The organism is Desulfonatronum thiosulfatophilum, assembly GCF_900104215.1.
Classification (GTDB): Bacteria; Desulfobacterota; Desulfovibrionia; order Desulfovibrionales; family Desulfonatronaceae; genus Desulfonatronum; species Desulfonatronum thiosulfatophilum.
In genome coordinates, this window is record NZ_FMXO01000009.1 from 36,385 (window position 1) to 59,476 (window position 23,092).

16 protein-coding genes are annotated in these 23,092 nt (G+C 56.5%); 11 read left to right on the top strand and 5 right to left on the bottom strand.

Annotation, left to right across the window (positions count from 1 at the left end; genetic code table 11):
* Positions 1–9 precede the first annotated feature (9 nt).
* Positions 10–975, top strand: a complete 966-nt coding sequence (locus BLP93_RS08625; protein WP_092120066.1) for a calcium/sodium antiporter — start codon at positions 10–12, stop codon at positions 973–975.
* Between the two features lie 253 nt (positions 976–1,228).
* A complete protein-coding gene (locus BLP93_RS08630; protein ID WP_279615055.1) occupies positions 1,229–2,239 on the top strand; it encodes an ExeA family protein in 1,011 nt (336 codons plus the stop codon).
* Positions 2,240–2,514: 275 nt separating this feature from the next.
* On the opposite strand, the gene BLP93_RS08635 is transcribed toward BLP93_RS08630, so the two are convergent.
* A complete protein-coding gene (locus BLP93_RS08635; protein WP_092120407.1) occupies positions 2,515–3,366 on the bottom strand; it encodes an aldo/keto reductase in 852 nt (283 codons plus the stop codon).
* Positions 3,367–3,690: 324 nt separating this feature from the next.
* Here BLP93_RS08635 and BLP93_RS08640 point away from each other — a divergent pair, with 324 nt between their 5' ends.
* The 5 genes from BLP93_RS08640 (at position 3,691) to argJ (ending at position 13,263) form a co-directional block, all read left to right on the top strand.
* Complete coding sequence (locus BLP93_RS08640; protein ID WP_139162961.1) at positions 3,691–5,772, top strand: M1 family metallopeptidase; 2,082 nt, start codon at positions 3,691–3,693, stop codon at positions 5,770–5,772.
* Positions 5,773–5,980: 208 nt separating this feature from the next.
* Positions 5,981–8,668, top strand: a complete 2,688-nt coding sequence (locus tag BLP93_RS08650; RefSeq protein WP_092120078.1) for a hybrid sensor histidine kinase/response regulator — start codon at positions 5,981–5,983, stop codon at positions 8,666–8,668.
* Entirely contained in the window at positions 8,640–10,040 is a 1,401-nt protein-coding gene (locus tag BLP93_RS08655) for a sigma-54-dependent transcriptional regulator (RefSeq protein ID WP_167353021.1), read from the top strand. Before BLP93_RS08650 ends, BLP93_RS08655 begins: the two co-directional genes overlap by 29 nt.
* 98 nt (positions 10,041–10,138) lie before the next feature.
* Positions 10,139–11,983, top strand: a complete 1,845-nt coding sequence (locus BLP93_RS08660) for a sensor histidine kinase (protein ID WP_092120083.1) — start codon at positions 10,139–10,141, stop codon at positions 11,981–11,983.
* Positions 11,984–12,081: 98 nt separating this feature from the next.
* Positions 12,082–13,263 carry a bifunctional glutamate N-acetyltransferase/amino-acid acetyltransferase ArgJ gene (gene argJ / locus BLP93_RS08665; RefSeq protein WP_092120086.1) on the top strand — a complete coding sequence of 394 codons (1,182 nt, stop codon included), beginning with the start codon at positions 12,082–12,084 and terminating at the stop codon, positions 13,261–13,263.
* Between the two features lie 183 nt (positions 13,264–13,446).
* On the opposite strand, the gene lgt is transcribed toward argJ, so the two are convergent.
* A complete protein-coding gene (gene lgt / locus BLP93_RS08670; protein WP_092120089.1) occupies positions 13,447–14,229 on the bottom strand; it encodes a prolipoprotein diacylglyceryl transferase in 783 nt (260 codons plus the stop codon).
* A 258-nt stretch (positions 14,230–14,487) separates the two neighbouring features.
* On the opposite strand from lgt, the gene BLP93_RS08675 reads away from it, so the two are divergent.
* The gene (locus BLP93_RS08675; protein WP_092120092.1) at positions 14,488–14,979 is read left to right on the top strand and encodes an acyl-CoA thioesterase; all 492 of its coding nucleotides are present in this window, start codon (positions 14,488–14,490) and stop codon (positions 14,977–14,979) included.
* Positions 14,980–14,994: 15 nt separating this feature from the next.
* Here BLP93_RS08675 and BLP93_RS08680 read toward each other — a convergent pair whose 3' ends face one another.
* Entirely contained in the window at positions 14,995–15,723 is a 729-nt protein-coding gene (locus tag BLP93_RS08680; protein ID WP_092120094.1) for a hypothetical protein, read from the bottom strand.
* Between the two features lie 331 nt (positions 15,724–16,054).
* Between BLP93_RS08680 and yihA the strand changes: the two genes are divergently transcribed.
* Positions 16,055–16,705: a ribosome biogenesis GTP-binding protein YihA/YsxC gene (yihA, locus tag BLP93_RS08685; RefSeq protein ID WP_092120097.1), complete on the top strand. Its 651-nt coding sequence runs from the start codon at positions 16,055–16,057 to the stop codon at positions 16,703–16,705.
* Between the two features lie 248 nt (positions 16,706–16,953).
* Here the strand turns inward: yihA and BLP93_RS08690 are convergent, their stop codons facing one another.
* A complete protein-coding gene (locus tag BLP93_RS08690; protein WP_092120100.1) occupies positions 16,954–18,165 on the bottom strand; it encodes an L-serine ammonia-lyase, iron-sulfur-dependent, subunit alpha in 1,212 nt (403 codons plus the stop codon).
* A 255-nt stretch (positions 18,166–18,420) separates the two neighbouring features.
* Positions 18,421–20,457 carry an AsmA family protein gene (locus BLP93_RS08695; protein WP_092120103.1) on the bottom strand — a complete coding sequence of 679 codons (2,037 nt, stop codon included), beginning with the start codon at positions 20,455–20,457 and terminating at the stop codon, positions 18,421–18,423.
* Positions 20,458–21,072: 615 nt separating this feature from the next.
* On the opposite strand from BLP93_RS08695, the gene BLP93_RS08700 reads away from it, so the two are divergent.
* Both BLP93_RS08700 and BLP93_RS08705 read left to right on the top strand, forming a co-directional pair.
* Positions 21,073–21,744, top strand: a complete 672-nt coding sequence (locus BLP93_RS08700) for a TIGR04211 family SH3 domain-containing protein (protein WP_092120106.1) — start codon at positions 21,073–21,075, stop codon at positions 21,742–21,744.
* A 339-nt stretch (positions 21,745–22,083) separates the two neighbouring features.
* Complete coding sequence (locus BLP93_RS08705) at positions 22,084–23,085, top strand: aldo/keto reductase (RefSeq protein ID WP_092120410.1); 1,002 nt, start codon at positions 22,084–22,086, stop codon at positions 23,083–23,085.
* The last annotated feature ends 7 nt before the right edge of the window (positions 23,086–23,092 follow it).

Here is a 23,092-nt window from a genome sequence, read left to right on the forward strand (position 1 = left end):
TTGGTTCGTATGATGCCGGCCATACTCGCTGTAGTTTCCGGTTTGGCGCTTCTGGTGTGGAGCGCCAACCGTTTTGTGGAGGGCTCGGCTTCCACCGCCCGCCATTTCGGCATGCCGCCGCTGTTGATCGGCATGGTGATCGTCGGTTTCGGCACTTCCGCGCCGGAGATGGTGGTTTCGGCACTGGCTGCCTCGCAGGGCAACCCGGGGATTGCGCTTGGCAATGCCTACGGCTCGAACATCACCAATATCGCTCTGATTCTGGGGCTCACGGCTCTCATCAGCCCCATTGCCGTCCATTCGCAGGTCTTGCGCAAGGAACTGCCCATTCTCACCATCGTGACCGCCCTGGCCGCATGGCAGATTTGGGATGGGGAGATCACCCGGTTCGATGCGGTCGTGCTGCTTACAGTATTCGGCGGGCTGATGGCCTGGACGATCTGGCAAGGGCTGCGGACAAAAGAGGATTCGCTGGGAAATGCGATGGAGCAGGGGCTCGAAGTCAACGCCATGCCCATCCGCCGGGCCGTCTTCCGGCTTGTTGTCGGGCTGGTGCTGCTGATTGTCAGTTCCCGCATCCTGGTCTGGGGCGCGGTGGAGATCGCTCATGGATTCGGAGTCAGCGATCTGATCATCGGCCTGACCATCGTCGCGGTGGGCACTTCTCTGCCGGAACTGGCTTCGTCACTCATTGCAGCCGGGAAGGGCGAACACGATATCGCTCTCGGCAATATCCTGGGGTCCAATCTCTTCAACACTCTGGCTGTGGTGGGGATCGCCGGCGCGATTCACCCGCTGGCGGTGGGTCCGGAAGTCTTCAATCGGGACATGCTGTTCATGGCCGCACTGACCCTGTCGTTGCTCTTCATCGGCTATGGATTTCGGGGGCGGGGCCGAATCAACCGCATCGAGGGCACGGTGCTGCTGGCCTGTTACGTGGGCTACACGGCTTATTTGATCAGTACAATTTTTTGAGCTTGCCAGTGAAAAGATGTTGTTACCAGGGATTGTTCTCAACCTAGAAAAAATATCTTCCCTTGCCGCCCCCCCAAATGGATATCATTTCGATGATGGAGGTCAATCGACGTACCCTCAAGCTGGAATCGCTTGATCTGGTCTGATGGATTCATTCAGCTCGTCTGAGTTGGCATCGGATATGCTTGTAATGCATTCCCGGTATAATTTTCCGCTCCCAACCCAAACAGACCAGAATCCAAGGCTGATCACCATGCAAGAAATTCTGAAAAAGCAAGCAATTCAGTCGTATCAGCTGTCGGATGATCCGTTGTCTACTCCGGAACATTCTCCCCTTTTTTTATCAGAGATCACTTTCAAGGATCATTTTTTCGAGACAAACTCCGCAAAAAAAATAATCGAATCAATTCATTCCGCAATACATGAGCACAAAGGGGTCTTCTTGCTCAGCGGAGAATCAGGCGTGGGCAAGACGACGCTTTTGCTGCATCTGGAATTCAAACTGAAGTCCCAGGACATTATCACGGCCAGGATAACCGATTCCATATTGAACGAAAAAGAACTCTTGGAAAAAATTGCCAAGGGTTTTGGTTTGAAACATCGGCCTGGTTTGACGCCATCACACCTGTTGATCGTATTGCGCACTTTCCTTTTGCACCAGTTCAAGCAAGGACGAAAATGCGTTATTCTTGTGGACGAGGCTCACGACATGGGTTGGACGGCATTGGATACGATCCGGATGCTGACCGACATGAAAAGTGAAGGAATCAAGCTGGTGCAAATCATTCTCTGCGGCAGGCCTGCCCTGCTGGAGCGCCTGCAAATGAAACGGCTGCGCAAGCTTTTGGAAAAGATCACCCTGAATGCGTCCATGGCACGATTTACCAAGTCCGAGACTGCCGAATACGCGACCTTCATGCTTGCCAAATCAAAATCGCGGGTTTCATTATCCCCGACGGAACTTGATGCACTCTGGGCCATCTCCAAAGGAAACCCGAACATGATAAACCGACTGCTGCAAGGCAATGGCGCCATGACCCAACAGCAGCACGCGACCCAGGGACAGAACCAACAGGATCTCTTTCAGAAGCTGAATGAAAGCAGCTCCCAATCAAGTCGGCGAACCAACCCGATGCAAAAAGATCTCAAGAACTGGTGGGGTGATTTTTTTGGGGTCAAAGGGATGTCCGGTTTTGCCGGGTTGGGCTTGGTTGTCGTGTTCGCTCTGGCAACGGTTCTGGTCTGGATTGCCAGCTTAACATAGTGCAGCAGACATCCGTCTCTCAATAATCAATAGCCATCCCCCTTGAAATTCTGACTCTGATCGAAATCGAAATCGAAATCGCAATCGAACTTGAAAATTCGATGACTATCAGCACATTCGTTCAGCCCCACTCTGGCGGCTGGATGCCCGTCTTCACGGGAATGACTTGTCTTAACAAAGCCAATATCAATCACACCCGCGCAGGCTCAATCAGTCCTCTCCGGAGATGGTGGCCTTGTCCGACATTGTAGGGCAGTTACCTGGACGCAACACGTTCACTTCCTGCCGCGATAATACGCCAGTCTCTCCGCGTGGGGGCGAAAGAGGTCCAGCAGTTCCTTTTGCTCGTCGGCGCTCATAGGCTGAAAATCCTTGGCGACGTGCACCAGCAGTTCCACCTCGGCCGGACTGGAGCAGCCCAGGATGACCACGTCCACGGGTTGGGACAGGGCATAGCGCAGATAGCGCTCCGGGGTCAGGCCGTTTTCCGTAAACAGGTAATGCCCGCCGCCCAGCACTTTCATGCCCACGACAGCCATGCCCCGCTTTTTGGCCGCGGGCAATGTATCCGTCAGAAATCCGCCCAGAATGCCTTCCACCGGATTAACCGGCAGGAGGACGCTGTTCAGGGGCCATTCGTTCACGCATCGGGTCAGCACCTCCGGATCATGGTGGCCGGTCACGCCGATGTGACGCACTGTTCCGGCTTCCCGGGCTTCCAGAAAAGCTCGCAGGGCTCCGTTTTCCGATTGGATTTGCGCGATATCGTTCTGATCCCGCACATCATGGATCTGCCACAGATCCAGATAATCCGTCCCCAGCCGGGACAAGGTGCTCCGCAGGTCGCGCATGGCGCCGTCATAGGTTCTTTGGGCGGACTTGGAAGTGTGGAAAATCGAGTCTCGCCGCTCCGGCTTTTCTTTCCAAACCGACCCCAAATATTCCTCGCTGCCGGAATACGCCGGCGCCGTATCGAAATATTCGATGCCCATCTCCAAAGCCGTCCGGATCACCACCCGCGCCTCATCGGTTCGTCCATGGGTTCTGAGAACGCCCTCTCCTCCCAGCCCGATCCGGGTCACGGACCTGTCGGCTGAGCCGAACATGATTTTGGGTATTTCATTCATGGCCATGTTGTTCCCCGCTAAGATTTTTCCCAGTAATATCCATTGCAAGCCGGATCAGTTCGTGTCTTACGATAAGAATTTGCTGAATAGTTCATCCAAGGATTGAAAAGCAGCATTACAACCACTATTGTGAAATCTGATCGTGTCCGCTTGATACAGAAGATCCTCTGGATAAGAATAATCGGCAGGAACCGTATTGCAAGACGGTTTCCAACAATCACCATACACTGAACAGCTCAGATGACCACCATTTGCCCACTCATGCCGCAATTCAGATTTTACGATTTCAGAACCCACATCATGCATGCGGCTCGATCCTGCCTCATGTTTCTGATGCTGGGCGCCTTGATGTTACCGTTGCAACCCGGCCAGGTATCGGCCTCATCCGGGGCGGGACTGGATCTGCGCGTCCAGTTGGATCTGCAGACCGGCATTCTGCGGGGCCACGGCATCATTCGCCCTAAAGTCATCGAAGGAACCAACCTGGACATTTTTCTGCATCCGGCCATGGAAATCCACGCGGTGCAGCTCAACAACAATCCGGTTGATTACCGCTTCGAAAACGGCCGACTCCGCCTCAATCTGGGCATGACCGGCATCGGGTCGGACGTGATCATATCCCTCAGATACTCCGGGCGATTTCACGATCCGGTTCCCATGTCCCTTTTCACCATGGACAACCCGGGGTTCGGGGTCAGCGCCACCATTACGGAACAGGGAGTTTTTTTCCAGGGACAGAGCGGATGGTTCCCACGCCTGGCGAGCCAGGACCTGCCGATCACCCTCGAGATCAGCGCGCCGCTCGGCATTTTGGCCGTGACCTCCGGACGGCTTCTGGAGCATGTGGAAAGCGATGGCAAAAGCATCTCCCGGTGGCAGGTCGATCAGCTGGGCCGCGGCATGCCCCTTTCCGCGGGCAGATACATTCATCGCCGCCTGGAAACCGACACCGTACCTGTCTTTACCTATTTTTTTCCGGACAACGATCACCTTTCCGAAGTCTACCTCCAGGCTTCGGCACGACACCTGGCCCTGTACGAAGAACTGCACGGCCCCTATCCCTTCGACCATTTCGCGGTGGTCGAAAACTTCTTTCCCTCCGGCTTCGGCATGCCCTCCTACACCTTGCTGGGCTCCGCCATTCTGCGTCTTCCGTTCATACCCGAAATCAGCCTGCGCCATGAAATCGCCCACTGCTGGTGGGGCAACGGGGTGTATGTCGACTACAGTCAGGGAAACTGGAGCGAGGGATTGACGACGTACGTTGCGGATTATCTTGCCCAGGAAGAACAGTCCGAAGCAGCGGCCCGGGAGTATCGGGTGCGCATCCTGCGTGACTACGCGCTCCTGGCCGCGGGTGCTTCCGACATTCCCGTCGCCAGTTTCCTGTCCCGTTCCGATCCGGCAACCCAGGTCATCGGGTACGGCAAATCCATGTTCCTGCTGCACATGATCCGCCAGCGCCTGGGCGACGAAGCGTTCTGGGACGCCCTACGCGCTTTCTATACTGAGTGGCTCTTTTCCGCGGCCACCTGGCAGGACATGTTCGCTGCATTCCAGGATCAGGGTTGGGACGCGCAGGAACGGAAAACCTTCACCCGCCAATGGCTTCAGGATTCCGGCGCTCCTGTACTGCACCTGGAAGACGTCCAGGTTGCTCCCAGCTCCCAAGGCTGGCAGGTCAGCGGCGTCCTTGCGCAGCAAAAGCCTTTTTTCGACGTGCACGTCCCGCTCCGCCTGGAAACGACGAAAAATGACCAAACGATGGAAGTCGCGCTGCACGGCGCTGCCGTCCCTTTCGTGTTTCAAAGCCCGCACAGGCCTACCCGGCTCCATGTCGATCCGGACCATCACGTCTTCCGGCTGCTGGCGTCTGAAGAAATCCCACCCACCGTGAACAGCGTTCGGGGAGCAGCCGACCTGACGGTCGTGCAAAGCGACGACCTGGCCCATGTTCCCGATGATCTTATCAGAGGGTTCACAGCCAGCCTGAATCAGCCGAAGGCACGGATAATCACGGAGCGTGAGGCTCAAAAACAGACTTTGAAAACTTCGAACCTGTTGTTTTTCGGCTTTCCCAGGTCCGGACGTCTGCAAGAAATGTTGTACGCTCCGCACAAGTACGACCTGGGACGGAACAAAAACGGCCCCAGCTTCAAGGCCCATCCCGAGGCAGGCACAATGGACACGATCTTTCTCGTCCTGCCCCATGCCGGTCATGCTGACGGCATCATCGCCCTGTTCAGCCCAGCCCGGGATCTGGACACGGATGCCATTGCGGATACTGCCCGCCGGATCAGACATTACGGAAAAGACAGCTACCTTGGCTTCCTGAAAGGCGAAAACAAGCTCCGCGGCACCTGGCCGGCACCTGAATCGCCCCTGATCATGGATCTCGCCGGATGACCATTTCCAAAACCATCTTGTTTGTTGTCCAAAGAATAGCTCTGTCCGCATCCTTGCCATTGCGCCCTGTTCGTTCCGCTCCCGGATTTGAAGCGATATGCAGCCGCGGGATCTGAATGCCGCGCACCCCTTCACCGTCTCTCCTTGTGAACAAGTTCATCTTCACCAGTGCATCCTCCGGACAATTGTCACGAAGCATAACAATCATATGACGTTCTCGAATTCTTTTCGATTCCACATTATTTGTCTCTCGTTACTTCTCCTTCTCCTCCCCGGTCTCGCCGGGGCGGAGAAGGAGAAGCGCCGCGTCTTCTATTTGAACTCCTACCACCACGGCTATGCCTGGTCCGACCACCTTCAGGAGGGCATCCGCCGGGGACTGGAGCAGGGCAGATACCATATCGAGCTGCAGATCGAATACATGGACGCCAAGAAGTACCATTACGAGAACATCACCGATACGCTCCTCTCTCTGTACCAGAATAAATTCGCCCAGGAGCGCTACGACATCGTGATCGTTTCGGACAACGACGCGTATAATTTCATTCTTGAGCACCGGGATCGTTTATTTCCCGACATCCCGGTGGTCTTTTGCGGACTGAACGACGTCGATCCCGCGGACATCGACCATTCATTCGCCACCGGCATCCTGGAGAACATCGGCGTTCGGGACACCCTGGAATTGGCCCTGAGCATCCACCCGAACAAGAATCTGGTCGTTGTCATTGGCGACGAGTCCACCACGGGCGTGGCGATACGTGGGCAGATCGAAGAAGTCATGCCCTACTTCGCCGACCGTCTGGAGTTTGAATTCTGGGGTCGTTATTCGCTTCAGGAGATCCAGGACCGGGTCCAAAGCCTGCCCCGCAATGCGTTTCTTTTTTTCATTCCCTTCTTTCACAATGTCGGCGGTCAGTTCATGTCCGCCTCGGAAGTCCTGGAAGCCGTTTCCGAGGTCACGGATCTGCCCATCTACAGCAACTGGGAGTTCCTGCTCGGCCACGGCATGGTCGGCGGGCGGCTTCTGAGCGGGCATCGGCACGGCAATATCGTCGCGGACATGGCCCTTCGGATCATGGAAGGCGCACCCCCGTCGGACATTCCCATCATTTCGGAAATCGTCGATCAGTACATGTTCGATTACCGGGTTCAGCTGCAACTCGACATCAGCAAGCGTCAGCTTCCTCCGGGAAGCGTCTTCATCAATGAACCGGAAGCCTTCTATGAGCTGGACAAGCAGATCTTCCAGGTGATCATGATCAGCCTCGTCTCCTTGTTGATCATTCTTGGATTCCTGATCCGGAACATCATCCGGCGACGGGCAGTGGAGCGCAAAATCCGCCAACAGCTGTCCTTTCTGGAAATTCTGATGGACGCCATCCCCCAACTGGTTTGCTGGAAGGATCTCAAACAGCGCTATCTGGGCGTCAACCGCGCATTTGCCGATTTTTTCGGCATTGATTCTCCGCAAAAGCTGCTTCACCAGACGGATTCGGACATGCTGCCCCGCTCCGAGTTCCTGGCATGGGTTGCGGAAATGGATCGGCAGGTGGTGCGGAGCAACCGGCCGCTGCGCAAGATCAAGGTCGCCGCGGGCGATGCCGACGGCAGGGATGCCTGGCTCGAAATCAACAAGGTGCCCTTGCACAACGAAAAGGGCGAAGTGGTGGGCACGCTCAGCACGGCGGAGAACATCACTCATGAAATGAATCTGGAGCGCCAACTGCTGCAATCTCAGAAAATGGAGGCCATCGGAACGTTGGCCGGCGGCATTGCCCATGATTTCAACAACATCTTGACCTCCATCATCAACTCCACCGAACTGGCCCTGACCGACATTGATCCGAGGTCACCTACCGCTGAAGATCTGGAACGGGTTCTGCGGGTTTCGATTCGGGGCAAGAATCTCGTGGAACGGATTCTGACCTTCAGCCGCCCCTCTCAGGAAGGGTTCCGCCCAACGGATCTCCCTGCCCTGGTGCAGGAATCCGTGGTCCTCCTGCAACGATCCCTGCCGCGCAACATTGACGTTCAGTCCGCCATAGCCGGCGCTCCTGCGCCGGTCCTGGTGGACCCGACCCAGGTAACCCAGGTGCTGATGAATTTGTGTACCAACGCCTTTCAGGCCATGCAGACCACTGGCGGCGTTCTGGGGGTCGGCCTCACTGAGACCCTGCTTTCGGAAATTGAGGCTTCGGAGTACAATGTCGCGCCTGGGAGGTTCTTCCGGCTGGAGGTGGCCGATACCGGACCGGGCATCGCTCCGGACGACCTGGACAAGATATTCGATCCCTTCTTCACCACCAAGGGCCTGACCGAAGGCACCGGGCTGGGACTGGCCGTGGTTCTGGGCATCGTCAAGAACCATAAGGGTGCGGTCCAGGTCAGCAGCACGCCCGGCAAAGGAACCACGTTCACCATTTTCCTCCCAATGATAGCAGCCGCGTCGGAAATCCCGCCCGCCTCGTCTCCGATCCGCAAGGGCAAGGGGATCATCCTGTTTGTGGAAGACGACGAGGACCAGCTGGCAACAACACCGCGCACTATAGAGCAGCTCGGGTACACCGTGCTGGCGGTGGCCGGCGCCGATGAGGCCTTGCAAATCTTAAAAAAACGTGAGGATATCGATCTTGTCATGACCGATTACGACATGCCCGGTCTCACGGGAATCGAGCTGGCGAAACAGATCGGCGCCCAGCGGCCCGGCGTGCCCGTGATCCTGGTTTCAGGCCGCAGCTATGTCCTGGAGATGGGTAGCGAGGCAGACAACATCAGCATCATCCTGCCCAAGCCCTTCAACAAGGCGGAACTGTCCGCCACCCTGTCCAAGATACTTGTCTCGATTGATCGTGAGGAGGACTTTCCAAGTGCCGAGAATCCTGATTGTAGACGATGATCTTGAAATTCGCGGTACCATGGCCAGCCTGCTCCGCCGCCAGCAGATCGATTTCGATCAGGCGGAGAACCTGAGAGCCACTCGTTCAGCACTGGAAACGGACAATTACGACTTGCTGCTCCTGGATGTGAACCTGCCGGATGGGAGTGGTCTTTCCCTGCTTCCGGAACTCAGGTCCATGGCCAACCCCCCGGAGGTGATCATCCTCACGGGCAAAGGCGATCCGGAGGGCGCGGAACTGGCGATAGAAGGCGGCGTGTGGGACTACCTGGTCAAGCCCGCCTCCATCAAGGACATCAGTTTAAGCATCAACCGCGCGTTGAAATACAAGGATCAGCGCGACCGTTCCATCCCGCGGGCATTGGATCTCAGCCGGATGATCGGAACGAGCCGGGCCATGCGGGAATGTTTCGAAGTCATCGCCCAGGCCGCGGTTTCGGACGCCAACGTCCTGATCACCGGGGAAACCGGCGTCGGCAAGGAATTGGCGGCCCGAACCATTCACGTCAACAGCCGACGAGCCAAATGCCCCTTTGTGGTGGTGGACTGCGCCTCATTGACTGATTCCCTCATGGAAAGCACCCTCTTCGGGCACCGCAAGGGCGCGTTTACAGGAGCTTTTGCCGACCGGGAGGGACTGGTCCGCCAGGCCCATACCGGCGTTCTGTTCCTGGATGAACTGGGGGAACTGCCCCTGGCCATGCAAAAATCCCTGCTTCGAGTGCTCCAGGAGCGCAAATTTCGTCCCATCGGCGAGAATCGGGAACAGGAAAGCGACTTTCGACTGATCGCCGCCACCAACCAGGACCTGGAAGAACTGGTCGATTACGGCACGTTTCGCCGCGACTTGTATTTCCGGATCAAGACCATCCGGCTGCGTATTCCCCCCCTGCGGGACCGGCGAGAAGACATCAAGCCCTTGGCCACCTCTTTCATCGAGCAGCTTTGCAGGGAATCAGGCATCAAGACCAAGGTGTTCGGTTCCGACTTCTTCAGTTCACTGCAGGATTACGACTGGCCGGGCAATGTCCGGGAACTGGGCAACGTCGTTGAACGCGCCCTGGTGGCCGCGGGTGAGGAAAAATTTCTTTACGCCATGCACCTGCCCAAGGACTTGCGGATCAAGGTGGCCAGATCCCGCATCGAACAAGGTGCTGCCATGGCCGACGATACTTCCTCCTCCTGTCTCGACATCGTGGACTTCGGGGCCGATTTCCCCTCGCTGAAGTCCTTCAAAAGGATGAATGAACGACGCTACCTGGAAGCACTGATCCGCAAAACCGGGGGAGATGTCCCGCAAATTCTGACCATATCCGGACTTTCCCGCTCCCACTTCTATGCCTTGCTCAAGAAATATGAGCTGGAGGCCTGAGCCCTTCTTCTCCATTCTTGTATTTCCCTTGCCGAGCGAGTAGTCACGCAAACTTACAGCTTACACTTCCGAACTGTTGACGGTCATGCCGGAACTACATGCGCAAACAATTCGTCATTGCCATAGCCGCAACCTTTGCGCTCATCAGCCTTGCTGTTTTTGGTCTGGCATTTAAGGCAAACCTTGAACTGGAACGAATCGTCTCAGAGCAGTTCAACGAACAGCAACTCGGCTTGACCAGACAGATTTCCCAGGACATCGAGGAGAATTTCAGGCTTCTGGAGCAATCCCTGAGTTTACTTGCCGCGCAAATTACCGATCCTCGTACAGAAAACGATCGCCGCCATGAAACGTTCGAGTTGTATTACCCCTTTCTCCAGGACTGGGGGCTGATCGGCATCGGGATTTTATCGGAGTCCGATCCAGCGGAATCGCCACCGCTCGCGTTGTTCACCGAACAGGGATGGATCAACATCTCTGAATTAGGGATGGATCTTCCCCCTGCGGCATTCAATCTTCATCACCCGCCCCACCATCAGGTCAGCCTGGGAAAAACGCAAAAGCCGTCGCACGGCCCCTTTGCCCAGCAATGGATAATGCCGATGACGCTGGCTCTCCCGCTTTCTCCCCAGACCGAAAACAGCAGGTCCTCTCCGGGAATCGTCTTGTTTGTCCTGGACGCCCAGATCATTGCATCGCGTCACGCGGCGGGTGTACGTTCGGGAAAGACGGGTTACGCCTGGATCATCGACCATGAAGGCCGATTCATGTTTCATGTGGAGGAATCATTTCGCGGCGAGACCTCCTTCACAGTCAGATCGGTCCGCAATCCGGCTATTTCTTACCACCGGATCAACGAACTTGTGGATAATCGCCTCCTGCAGGGTCAGGAGGGAACGGATTGGTACACCTCGGGATGGCACTGGCACGTCACCGGCGAAATGCGCAAACTGTTGGCTTTCAGTCCGATTCAACTCGCCTCCGACGTGACCGGCGATCCGCACATCTGGTCTGTCGGACTGGCGGCTCCGGACACTGAAGTCTACGGGTTGATGCAGCCGGTAGTTGTTCGTCAGTGGCTTCTTGCCGGTCTGTTCTTCATCGGATTGACAATAGCATTTACGGCCTTTCTTTTTATTTCTCTGCGCTGGTCCGAAGCCTTGCGCCGGGAAGTGGACAAGAAAACCGATCACCTCCAGCGCTCGGAAGCGGAACTGCGTCAGGAGCGGGACAAGGTGCAGCAAAGCATGGAACAACTCCTCCAGGCTCAGACAAAGCTTCTGCTTGCCGAACGCTTCGCGGCCATCGGCGAGGCAGCGGCCCACCTCTCCCATGAAATCAAGAATCCGCTGATGCTCATGGGCGGTTTTGCGCGGCAGGTTCAACGCACCCTTCCGGAAGACGACGCCCGAACCCAAAAACTGGAAATCATTGCCGGCGAGGCGAAACGATTGGAGAATCTCTTGCTGGAGGTTCGCGAATTCACCCGCCCCCCCCAACCCCGGAAGGTTGAAACGGACATTACCGAACTGATCACTGAAGTGATCCGCCTGTTTCAGGAGCAGGCCGCAAGTCAGGATATCGAATGCCGCCTCGACATGGCGCCCGGAATTCCAAGGTGCATGCTGGATGTGGATCAGATCAAGCAGGTCTTGATAAATCTGATCAAAAACGCCATGGAAGCCATGGCGTGCGGCGGAAAACTGGGCATCGCCGCCAGTGCCGATGAACGCTTTGTTCAGATCGCGATCGACGACACGGGGGGAGGAATTCCGACGGAAATCATGAAAAAGTTGTTCCACCCCTTTTTCAGCACCAAGCCCAAAGGCACCGGACTTGGTCTGGCCGTCAGCTACAAGCTGGTGCAGGATCACGGCGGGGACATTACCGTCCAGAGCACTGAAGGCCGGGGAACGCGATTCACCGTGACCCTGCCGACATAGCCTACACAGGCGGCTTAAGTTACAATTGACCAATCATCTGCCAAAATTACAAAGCAAAAAAAACATTTATTTCACCTCAACATCTCAGGAGATCGTGCATGATCGCCGTTCCAAAAGGGTTTGACTTCACGGTGGCCGCGGCCGGCTTCAAATACGCCCAGCGCAATGATTTGACCGTCCTGCGCAGCGACACGCCGTGCGTCTGGGCCGCCATGCTGACCCGCAACCTGTTTCAGGCCGCTCCCGTGCTGGTGGTCAAGGAAATGCTGGCTGCCGATCGACCGGTCCGGGCCGTGGTGGTCAACGCCGGGCAGGCCAATGCCTGCACCGGAGAACAAGGTCTGGAAGACTGCCGAAACACCCTGAGCATGACCGCCCGAACCTTGCACTTGGCCCCGGAAGAACTTCTGCCCGCCTCAACCGGCGTGATCGGGGACCGCATCAAAATGGATCTTTGGGAGCAGGCCCTGGCGAAACTGGACGCCGGCCTGGGCGAGGCGTCGGCTTTGGATGCGGCCCGAGCGATAATGACCACGGACAAGTATCCGAAAATGGCTTGGCGAAGCCTGGAACTTTCCGGAAAGGAGATCCGCATTCTGGGCATGGCCAAGGGTGCGGGCATGATCTGTCCGAACATGGCAACCATGCTCGGATTCATCATTTGCGACGCCGGGGTGGACCAGAACTGGTGGCGGCAGGCCGTGGCCGTGGCCGTGGAGCACAGCTTCAACCGGATCACCGTGGACGGCGATACCAGTACCAATGACTGCGTATTTGCTTTGGCCAACAGCCGGGCCGGGATGGTCGAGGAGAAGAAAGAATTGACGCTGCTGGCCAAGGCCCTGGCTGAAGTCTGCGCGGAACTGGCCGGACTCATTGTCCAGGACGCCGAGGGCGGAACCAAGATCATCCATGTCCGGGTCAGCGGAGCCAAAAGCGTGCGTCAGGCGGAATTGGCCGCCCGGGCCGTGGGGCATTCCCCCCTGGTGAAAACAGCCATGTACGGCCAGGATCCCAACTGGGGCCGCATCGTGGCAGCCCTGGGCCGCAGCGGCGCGGATTTCGATCCCAACCAAGTCAGCGTAGCCCTGGCCGGACAGACCATCTTTCACCTCGGCGCTCCGGTGGCCATGGATTGGGACAACCTGCTGGCCGCCGCATTGTGCCGCCAGGAAGTGCATATGGACATCTCCCTTGGCGGCGGCCAGGGCAAATACACGCTCCTGGCCTCCGACTTCACGGAGGAATATATTCGGATCAACGCCAAGTATCGGACGTAGACGGTTCCTTATTCTTTGCCACCGCAAAGGGCGCGAAGACCATAAAGAGACAGAGGACAAAAGCTTTGGGTTCTCAACGAACTAAGAGTTTTCACGTCCCTCCACGTCAATTCCCCCCTTCGTGCCCTTCGTGGTGCAATCTTTGGATAAGTTCAGGTCAGAGGAGTTGCCGTAGATTTTGGTCTATCGTTTCCGGTACGCCAACCACAGCAACAGAGCGCCAATCGCGATCATGGGCAAGGATAAAACCTGTCCCATGCTCATCCAGTCCAAGGCCACAAAACCGAGATGGGCGTCCGGTTCCCGGAAAAATTCCACGCTGAATCGAAATACGCCGTACAGCAGGGCAAACAGGCCGGATACGGCCATGGGTGGACGGGGTTTGGCTGAAAAGGACCAGAGCACGACAAACAGCACCAGGCCTTCCAGAAATGCCTGATACAACTGGGAGGGGTGACGAGGCACGAAGCCCGCATTCGGGTCGGCGAAGATCATGGCCCAGGGCACGTCGGTTACCCTGCCCCAAAGCTCGCCGTTGATGAAATTCCCGATCCGTCCGGCAAAAATCCCGATTGGGGCCAAGGGAGCAACGAAATCCGCGACCTGAAAAAAACTGCGCTTGGTGCGCAGGCCGAAATACCAGATGGCGATCATCACACCGATCAAACCGCCATGAAAGGACATTCCCCCCTTCCAGATTTTGACGATCTCCAGGGGATGGTTGATGAAGGTCGCAAAGTCATAAAAAAGCACATAGCCCAATCGGGCTCCCAGGAGCAGCCCCAGGGCGCAGAACGTTATCAAATCCGGCAATTCCTGAGTATTCCACCCGGACCCCGGCTTTTTTGCCCGGATATGGCCCAGAATCCAGGCAGCAAGAAAGCCGATCAGATACATCAAGCCATACCACCGGACCTCCAAAGGCCCAATGGTAAACGCCACGGGATCAATTTTAGGATGGATCACAAATAATTACCCTTGGTTGAAGTGATAAGTATACTTTCATAAAAATCGAAATCGAAATCGAAATCGAAATCGCAATCGAAGTCGAAATCGCATTCGAACAAAAAGCCTTCACGCGTCAGGCTTCATACAGTTCACATTACACGCGACAGTTGATCAGCTCCATTTCCATCTCCCACGAAGATGACAGCTCCCGGCTTTATCGCTAGAAAATGTACCTGCCGGCAAAACCCATCCAACAATCCATCATCCGGAGCCGCCATGCAGCAAACCAGTTCGCCAGAAACATCCATCACCATTGCAATTCAGATGCTTCCTCAGGATGCCAACCCCTACGGCAGCATTCACGGCGGGATCATCATGAAGCATATCGACACGGCAGCGGGTATCGTCGCCATTCGCCATGTGCGGGGAAATGCCGTGACCGCGTCCATCGACCGGTTGGATTTCCATTATCCGGCCTATGTGGGCGACCTGCTGATGCTCAAGGCCAGCATCAATCTGGTGGGCAGATCGTCCATGGAAGTCGGCGTCCGGGTCGAAGCGGAAAATCTCCTGACAGGCGAAGTCCGCCACACCGCGTCAGCCTATCTGACCTTCGTCGCCCTGGACAAGAAAGGGCGCCCCACCCTGGCCAGGCCGTATCATCCGACAACTCCGGAACAGATTCATCGCCACGAAGAAGCCAAGATTCGCAGGAAAATGCGCCTTGCGGAAAAAAACAGGGAACGAAAAGCCGCAAAACTTCCTTGAAACTTCACCAGATATTCAATCACGTTCTCCAGGGCCCAGGGGCACAAGATCGCCGGTCATGGGCAGGGTTTCAGCCCTGACCTGAAGTTGGAAAAACAGATCTCCCGGCAATATTTCCCGCGTCGATTCCTGGATGAGCATCTGGCCCATGGTATCCGTCAGTTGGGTGATCAACCCTGAACCGACAACCTGGACTAATCCTGTTTCCAGGCCGGGGGATTGCTGCACAATCAGCACTGGAACAGGTTCTTCCTTCAGCGGTTGCCCGAACAGAGAGACATACGCACGGGAAAGCAACCCGCCCATGGTTTTGTTGTCCTGCAACGCATCAATCATGCCCCCAAAAGGCTTGATCGGCATTAGAACAGAACTGTAGCGCACCCGCTGAGAGACAGCGCCGGTGATGCTGTCCAGCCAGGGGTCGCATTCCGGAACATGGATTTGCGTTGCTCCGGCGGGAAAGCTTGGGCTTTCATCCGGAGGCTCCACGGGGCGCAACACTGGAGCCTGATCGACATAGGCGCGCAGCAACTGCCGAATTCCGTCATCCCATGCCAGTTGTCCCAATTGGTCGCAAATGCGATCATAATCGTCGATATGTGCAGGGTGCAAGGACACAAGAATTTCGGTTTCCTGGGGGACGGCCCTGGGGGGATGATCCCCAAAAAAATGCTCCGGGGTTGCTTTTTGAGGCGCGCACGAACTCAAAAATGCGCTTATCGCCAGTAGGCATAACAACTTCACGATGGTCCTCCTTGCAGAGATGATGGTCGCCGGGTAGGTTTGTTTGGTGTTCACTGAACATCTTGCATAGTTGGCGAATGCCCTCAGCAGACCTTTACAAAACTCCTGATTGCTGCGTCGTGAAAAAAAATAAAAACCTTACGTATGAGTAAACACGCTAAAAATTGAACTTTGCGAGCCTTGCACTTTTTAGCTACTCAGTAGATTCCGCGTACGGCCTCTGTTCCCGTTGATAACCGCGGCAAACCCGGCGAACGCAAGTCTGCCGGACGCGACTCAACATAAACTTTCAACCATCAATCCCTTTCGTTTGATATCAGGAATAATCCCAATGACAAGTCCGGACACTCTCGAAAAAACGCGGCACACCACCGTCAGCCTGGAGAAAACCATCTACACGCTGGGCCAGATGGAAAAGATCCCCGAACCGCAAATCGCACTGGCCGGACGTTCCAATGTGGGCAAATCATCCCTCTTGAACTGCATGACCAACAGGAAAAAACTTGCCAAGATCAGTTCCGTTCCGGGTAAAACACGGAGCCTGAACTACTATCTAGTCCAGCCCGGGAATTTCTACCTGGTGGACCTCCCGGGCTACGGGTACGCCAAACGCCCAAAAAGCGAACGTAACGTCTGGGGAAATGTCATGGAACATTTTTTCACCAGAAACAAGAGCTTGGTCGGCCTGATCTTGATCCTGGACTGCCGTCTGCCGCCCCAGACGATGGATATGGAACTCGTGGCCATGGCCCAGGCCATTTCGGTTCCGTTGCTGCCGGTACTCACCAAGGCGGACAAATGCAATCAGCGCGAACGAACCGTGACCCACCGTGCCTGGGTGGATGTTCTCGGCCCGGATGCCGATCCCCTTTTCTTTTCCTCCAAAAGCCGCCAGGGCCGCGCGCAGCTCTGGAACGAAATTCATAACCTGGTCCAGGCGGTGACATCGGATCTGGAACAAGCCCCGACGGATACACTCTGAACGGGATGAAATTTCACTTTTTGAAAAACCTAAAAATAGGGCATTTGTCTTCTATAAAAAGTCCAAAGTCTATCCGTGCGGGGTATGTCATTCACATCCAGGTAAACGGACCCGCCTCCCATCCATCTTGTCGTGCTGATTTCGATTTCGATTGCGACTTCGATTGCGATTTTGACGGATAACGCCCCGGCTACACTTTGGTTGCATGGATACTGGTGCGATATGGAAGGAAACAAATTTTCCGGCAATTATGCTGTCGGCCTTGAGCACTGATAGACTTTGGCCAGGCCGCCCTGGGCCGTTTCACGGTAGAGGCTGGGGAGGTCGTGTCCGGTTTGCTGCATGGCTTCCACGACCTGATCAAAACTGATCAGGTGCCGCCCGTCGGAAAGCATGGCAAACTCCGCCGCGGCCAGGGCCCGAATGGCGGCAAAGCAGTTGCGCTCGATGCAAGGTACCTGGACCAGCCCCAGGATCGGATCACAGGTCAAGCCGAGATGGTGCTCCAGGCCCATTTCCGCGGCATACTCGATCTGGTGCGGCGAGCCGCCCAGCAGTTGGGCAGCGGCAGCCGCGGCCATGGCGCAGGCCACTCCCACTTCACCCTGACAGCCCACGTCCGCGCCGGAAATGGAAGCGTTGTGCTTGACCACATTGCCCACAAGTCCGGCCGTGGCCAACGCCCTGAGCATGTAGTCCTCCTCAAGACCGAGTTCCTTCTGCAGATAAAACAGCACTGCCGGCACAATGCCGCAGGATCCGCAGGTGGGCGCTGTGATCACGAATCCGCCCCCGGCATTATGCTCCGCGACGGCCAATGCGTACGAGGAAAGCAACCCAGTCCGGCTGGCGCTGCGTCGCAGTTGCTTTGTTCGGGTCAGAAACCCCCTGGCCTTGCGTTGCAGGTTCAGCCCCCCGGGCAAGGAACCCTCCTCGTCCAGACCGGCTGCGATGGCTTCCTGCATTTTTACCCACACGAAGCCCAGGTGATCCCACAGGTCGGCGCCTTCGGTGGTTTCGGCCAGAGCCCAGAACGGCTTGCCCCGCGAGCAGGCCCAATCCAGGATCTCCTGCATCGAGGTCTGGGAGTAGAGGCGCGGGGTTTCGGAATCCTTTTGATCCGCGTTGCGCAGTTCCCCACCGCCGATGCTGAAAACTGTCCAGTCGCCCACAACAGCTCCATCACCGTCCAGAGCCTGAAAATGCATCCCATTGGGATGAAACGGCAGAAACTCCTCACTCCAGACCACCTCGCAACGCAACGGCTGCAGCCCCTGCGCCACGGCCTGGTCGGTCAGGTGCCCGCGTCCGGTCAGGCTCAGACTGCCGTACAGCGTGACCCGGACTGCCGCGGCCTGGGGATGGCGGCTTCGAAACTGCTCCGCGGCCCTGCGCGGTCCCATGGTGTGGCTGCTGGAAGGCCCCATTCCATATCGATACAGTTCACGCAGTGACTGCACTTGCATCTCCTCATCACAAAAAAATCAAAAAAATTACTCAACACATTTTGATACCATGCATGAAGTGGTCCGGCTTGTCTCGATTTTTCGGCATCGCATGTCTGACTGAGTCAGGATTCGTTCATCGAACCATTGCCGGACGCTTGAAGCGCCAAATGCTGTTTACTCACGCAATGGTTCGATGCTAAGAAGCCGACGAAGGAGTTGCGAGGCCGAAAAATCGAGACAAGCCGGACCGCTGGTGAGTCGTTGCGATCAGAACAGCTTTTTCAACAGTCCACCCAGTCCTTCTTCGGCATCATCGCCCAATTGACGGCGCAGAGTTCGCTCGAGCTCCTGCTTGGCCTTGCCTTTGAGCTTTTCCGCCTCCTCCGCGGCCCGTTGCCGGAGTGCGTCATCGACATTCAGGGCAAAGTTTGGGTCACTCAACGGGCCGGAAATGCGCAAAGGGATGGTCAGTCCCTTGAGCTCCTCCCATTCCCTGCCGTGCTGGCCTTCCAGGGTTCCCACGACGCCGACGTCCACCACCATGTCTACGCTTTTCGTGGGCAACTCCAACACGCCCTCCCCGTTCATGCGCAATAATGGGGAAGCCATTGCCAGGTCCTGGGTCACGGCTTTGGCGTCGCCAATCTGGAAGGAACCGCTGAGACTGGTGAAATCGGTCTTTTGGACCAGATCCGTCTCCCCAATGGTCCGCCCCCGGAAAGCTGCATGCACCTTGCGCACTTCGTGGGGCAGGTTCACGCCCCAGAGGGCGCCGTCGACAAAATCCAGGGACAGATTTCCGCGCAGGCCATGCATGACGGCATGTTCACTCAGCCCGGCGCCCTGCAGTTCGGCCGCAACCTCCGCCGTACCGGACAAAATATTTGTTTGCGCCAGAGCGATCAAGGCTTCCTGGGCCTCAACGCCCTGGACCCGCAGATCGACAATATAGGTTGGCGGCGCAACTGCGCTGTCCAGCAACGCGCTCAGGTTAATCTGGCCGGCAAAAGCGTGGGTGAGCAGGTCCTGGAGCGTCAACTGTCCATCGCGCAGGCTCAGGGCCATCCGGGAATCCGTCAGTCGCAATTCATCCGCAAGCACTGTCGCCACGTAAAGCGAAAGCTGCCCATTCACACTCTCCAGTATGGAAAGATCCGGTTCTTCCCGCGAAAGCTGCCGCTCATCGGAGGACACGGAATCCTGGACCGCATTCGTAGACGATGCCGCGGCAGATTCTTGGCCCCGCACATCGCCGGCCATATCGTTTTCGAAACCTTCCGTTTTTCCAGATGTTCCATCGGGTCTTGCGGAACCATTCAGGCCGTTGACCGTACGCTGATTCTTCAGTTCCCGCAGCAGCGGATTCAGATCAAGCGTATCCGCGGTGAATGCCGCGGCAATCTCAGGTTTGCCGCTGTAGTCGACCCGCAGATCACCGACCAGCCTGAGGTCGTCCAGGGAAAACAGCAGCGGGTCGATGACTGCCACCCGGCCCTCCATGTCGAGCCTGACCTCGCCTTGAACAGCAACAACCTTGCTCCCGCCGGGGACGTCGTCACCCCGGGCCACGACATCGGCCTTAACATCCCGCAATTCTAGGAGCTGAAAATCCGGGGCCAGTCGGGCTTCTGCCCGCAGAGTGTTCGCCATGCTGACCTGATCGACATCCGCCCTGCCCTCCAGCGCAATGGACACCCACTCTCCCGGCGCAAACCGGGACAAAGTCAGATGCAGATCACGCACCTCTGTTGTCCTGCCGGCCTGGCGGTCGTCGATCACGATTTCCGCATTGGCCATCCGCAGTCCCTCGACCACGATCTCCCATTCCCTCTCGGTTGCCGTTTCCGGAGTCGGCTCTTCCGTACGATCCGGTACGGAACGCGGATCTTCCCGCGCATCTTCCGGTTCCGGTTGACGTAAATTATCCAGATTGGAACGGCCGTCGTCCAGGGTCAGCACGTGCACGGCCACGTCGTGCAGCACGATCTCGCCGACCTGGAGACGCTTGCGGAACAACGGCGTTACGTCCACGAACAGTTCGGCGCTGCCCACGGTGAGCAAGGGACGATGTTCTTCCATGCCCGGTGGGTTGCCCAGTTCGGCCGCGCCCATGGAAATGCCCAGCCGCGGCCAGAAGGTCCAGGAAAGGTCGCCAGTGATGAGCACTTCCCGATCCGTAGCCTCCTGGACTTGCCTGGCAATCAGGGGACGGAAGGCATTTGGGTCCACCAGCATCGCCAGCGCAACAACGGCGCCGACAGCCAGCAGGACGAGAATGCCGATTATAATAAGGATTTTTTTCATGAAACTCCTTCTCTATGTAAGGCCCCAGATTCAAGTACTGATTTACGAGGATGAAAGGTCTTGACGTCAACCCGTCTCCTTCAGACACAACACACGACCATTCCCTCCACCACATCCATACCGCGAATGTCAGGTGTGAGGCCGGAGAAAAGGCGATCAAAGGCTTCCAGACCCTTGAGATACAGGATTGACACTGTCCGGCCGGAGTCTTCTCCCGCATGCGCAGCGTAATGCTCAAAGGATAGGCCACAACTCCAGTGACGACAATCCTCCCGGCCATGAATGTGTAGAATCATCACTCAACACGTGGCAACCCTCTGAGCAAGTATTACTGGAGAGGCTGAGGGGGCATTCGAACTCAAGGCTCAATTTATCTTTCCACGAAGAACTACGCTGCAGAAGTCCGGCTTGCCATCCGAGAAATATGGATTAGGTGATATGTGCCCGACCCATCCTTGAAGAACAGCAACTGCCGTACGGCAGCGCCCCCCCACACTTGAATAATTTTGTTGTCAAGCCATGACATTTATTTGAATTTAACTATTTCTACTTTGAAACGAAGGCTGAACTCGACGGCTTCTGCTGCCATGAACATGTTTGAACTGAGGATACACCATGAAAATCATCTATTGGAAACTGATCTTGATCGTTGCGATTGTCTTGTTGGGAGCGGAAAATCTCTCCGCGAGAACGGTTTATGTCGGGGAACGTCAGGAGATAACTCAACGCACCGGCCCGTCGACCGATCATCGAGTATTGAAAATGCTGCCCACCGGGGCTCGATTGACAGTTTTGGAAACGAATGACGGCTGGTTGCGCGTTCAAGGCCCAGACGGAACCGTCGGCTGGGTGCTGCAGCGATTTACCTCTGGAGAACTGCCCAGCAACCTGCAACTGGAACGCCTCCAGCAGGAATACGACCAGCTTCGGGCCGCTTCCGGGGGTGCTTTGGACAGGGTAGCCGAACTGGAAGCCTCCAACACGAACCTCATGGATTCACTTTCCGAAGCCACCAGCAGTCTTGCCGCTTTGGACGAAAAATATACGACTCTGGCCGCGGAGGCGGCTAACGTTATTGAATTGAAGGAACAACATGACCAAGCCATGCAGGATTTACAACAAGCAGAGGCCCGGATCATTCGATTGAGCGAAGAGAACGCGGAACTGCGTTCATCTGAACAGTTGCGCTGGTTTCTTTCCGGAGCTGGAGTCGTTTTCGGTTCCTGGCTGTTCGGCTTTCTCATGGGACGCCGGCGGCGCCGACAACCTTCCAGTCTGAGGTTGTAGAGTCACTGTCACCAATGTGGCCTTTTATCATCATCCTGCCTCAATACATTCCTTGTCAGTGGCATATGAGGTCGTGCCCCCATTGTTCACAGGGAGTCGGATTCTAGAATTGGGTCACTGGCGTTCATTATTCGTTGGCCTGACGGCTCACGCCCTCTCCTGGCCATGAGCCGACAAATGCGAAAGGACTGAACCTATGCGGTCTGATTTTGAAATCCTCGGAGGGCTGGGACCTCGTTTCCAGCCACTTCGATCATGCCGTTGCTCATGGCCAATGGGCTGCGGCTGAAAAAATTTCGGGGCATAGGATTCATTAAACAGCGCAACGAGGAGGAAAAAATGGAACATGTTACAATCCCGCAAACAAAACTTGATGTCAGCCGTGTGGCGCTGGGCACCTGGGCCATCGGCGGCTGGATGTGGGGCGGAACCGATGAGCAGGAGTCGATCAGGACGATTCATGCGGCTCTGGACAAGGGCGTGAACGTGATCGACACAGCTCCGGTTTACGGCTTTGGCCGCTCTGAAGAAATCGTCGGCAAAGCCCTGAAGGAATATGGGCGTCGCGAGAACGTCCGCATCGCCACGAAGGCGGGCCTGAACTGGACCGCCGACGGTCAGGTCTTCCGCGACTGCACTCCAGAACGGATCACGAAGGAAATTGACGAATCCCTGCAGCGGCTCGGGGTCGACCACATCGACATCTACTTCGTGCATTGGCCGGATCCGACGGTGCCCATCGAGGAAACCGCCCAGGTGATGAACAATCTTTTCAAGCAGGGCAAGATCGGCTCCATCGGCGTGTCCAACTATTCAACAGCGCAAATGGACGCCTTCCGCGGCGAAGCTCCGCTGCATCTGTGTCAGCCGCCGTACAACATCTTCGAGCGGGAAATCGAACAGGACATATTGCCCTACTGCAAGACCAACAACATCGCCCTGATGACCTACGGCGTGCTCTGCCGCGGCCTGCTCAGCGGAAAGATGCGCCGCGACCGGGAGTTCAAGGGGGACGACCTGCGCAAGGCGGATCCGAAGTTCCAGCAGCCCCGATACGACCAGTACCTAGCGGCAGTCGAGGAGCTCAAGGCGCTGGGCTCGAAGAAGAACAAGGGACTGCTGCCCTTTGCCGTGCGCTGGGTTCTGGACCGTGATGTGGAAATCGCGCTCTGGGGCGGCCGCAATCCGGACCAGATGGAACCGCTGGCGGAAATCGAAGGCTGGAAAGTGGATTCCGAAATCATGCAGCGCGTGGAAGACATTCTGGATGAGCATGTCACGGACCCCGTTGGTCCGGAATTCATGGCCCCCCCTTCCCGGAACGACGTCAGCATGGATTGACGGAAGG

Excerpts from the sequence above, each read along its gene's own strand:
- BLP93_RS08625 (WP_092120066.1), top strand. The coding sequence starts at position 10 with ATGATGCCGGCCATACTCGCTGTAGTTTCCGGTTTGGCGCTTCTGGTG.
- BLP93_RS08630 (WP_279615055.1), top strand. The coding sequence starts at position 1,229 with ATGCAAGAAATTCTGAAAAAGCAAGCAATTCAGTCGTATCAGCTGTCG.
- BLP93_RS08635 (WP_092120407.1), bottom strand. The coding sequence starts at position 3,366 with ATGAATGAAATACCCAAAATCATGTTCGGCTCAGCCGACAGGTCCGTG.
- BLP93_RS08640 (WP_139162961.1), top strand. The coding sequence starts at position 3,691 with ATGTTTCTGATGCTGGGCGCCTTGATGTTACCGTTGCAACCCGGCCAG.
- BLP93_RS08650 (WP_092120078.1), top strand. The coding sequence starts at position 5,981 with ATGACGTTCTCGAATTCTTTTCGATTCCACATTATTTGTCTCTCGTTA.
- BLP93_RS08660 (WP_092120083.1), top strand. The coding sequence starts at position 10,139 with ATGCGCAAACAATTCGTCATTGCCATAGCCGCAACCTTTGCGCTCATC.
- argJ (WP_092120086.1), top strand. The coding sequence starts at position 12,082 with ATGATCGCCGTTCCAAAAGGGTTTGACTTCACGGTGGCCGCGGCCGGC.
- BLP93_RS08675 (WP_092120092.1), top strand. The coding sequence starts at position 14,488 with ATGCAGCAAACCAGTTCGCCAGAAACATCCATCACCATTGCAATTCAG.
- yihA (WP_092120097.1), top strand. The coding sequence starts at position 16,055 with ATGACAAGTCCGGACACTCTCGAAAAAACGCGGCACACCACCGTCAGC.
- BLP93_RS08695 (WP_092120103.1), bottom strand. The coding sequence starts at position 20,457 with ATGAAAAAAATCCTTATTATAATCGGCATTCTCGTCCTGCTGGCTGTC.
- BLP93_RS08700 (WP_092120106.1), top strand. The coding sequence starts at position 21,073 with ATGAAAATCATCTATTGGAAACTGATCTTGATCGTTGCGATTGTCTTG.
- BLP93_RS08705 (WP_092120410.1), top strand. The coding sequence starts at position 22,084 with ATGGAACATGTTACAATCCCGCAAACAAAACTTGATGTCAGCCGTGTG.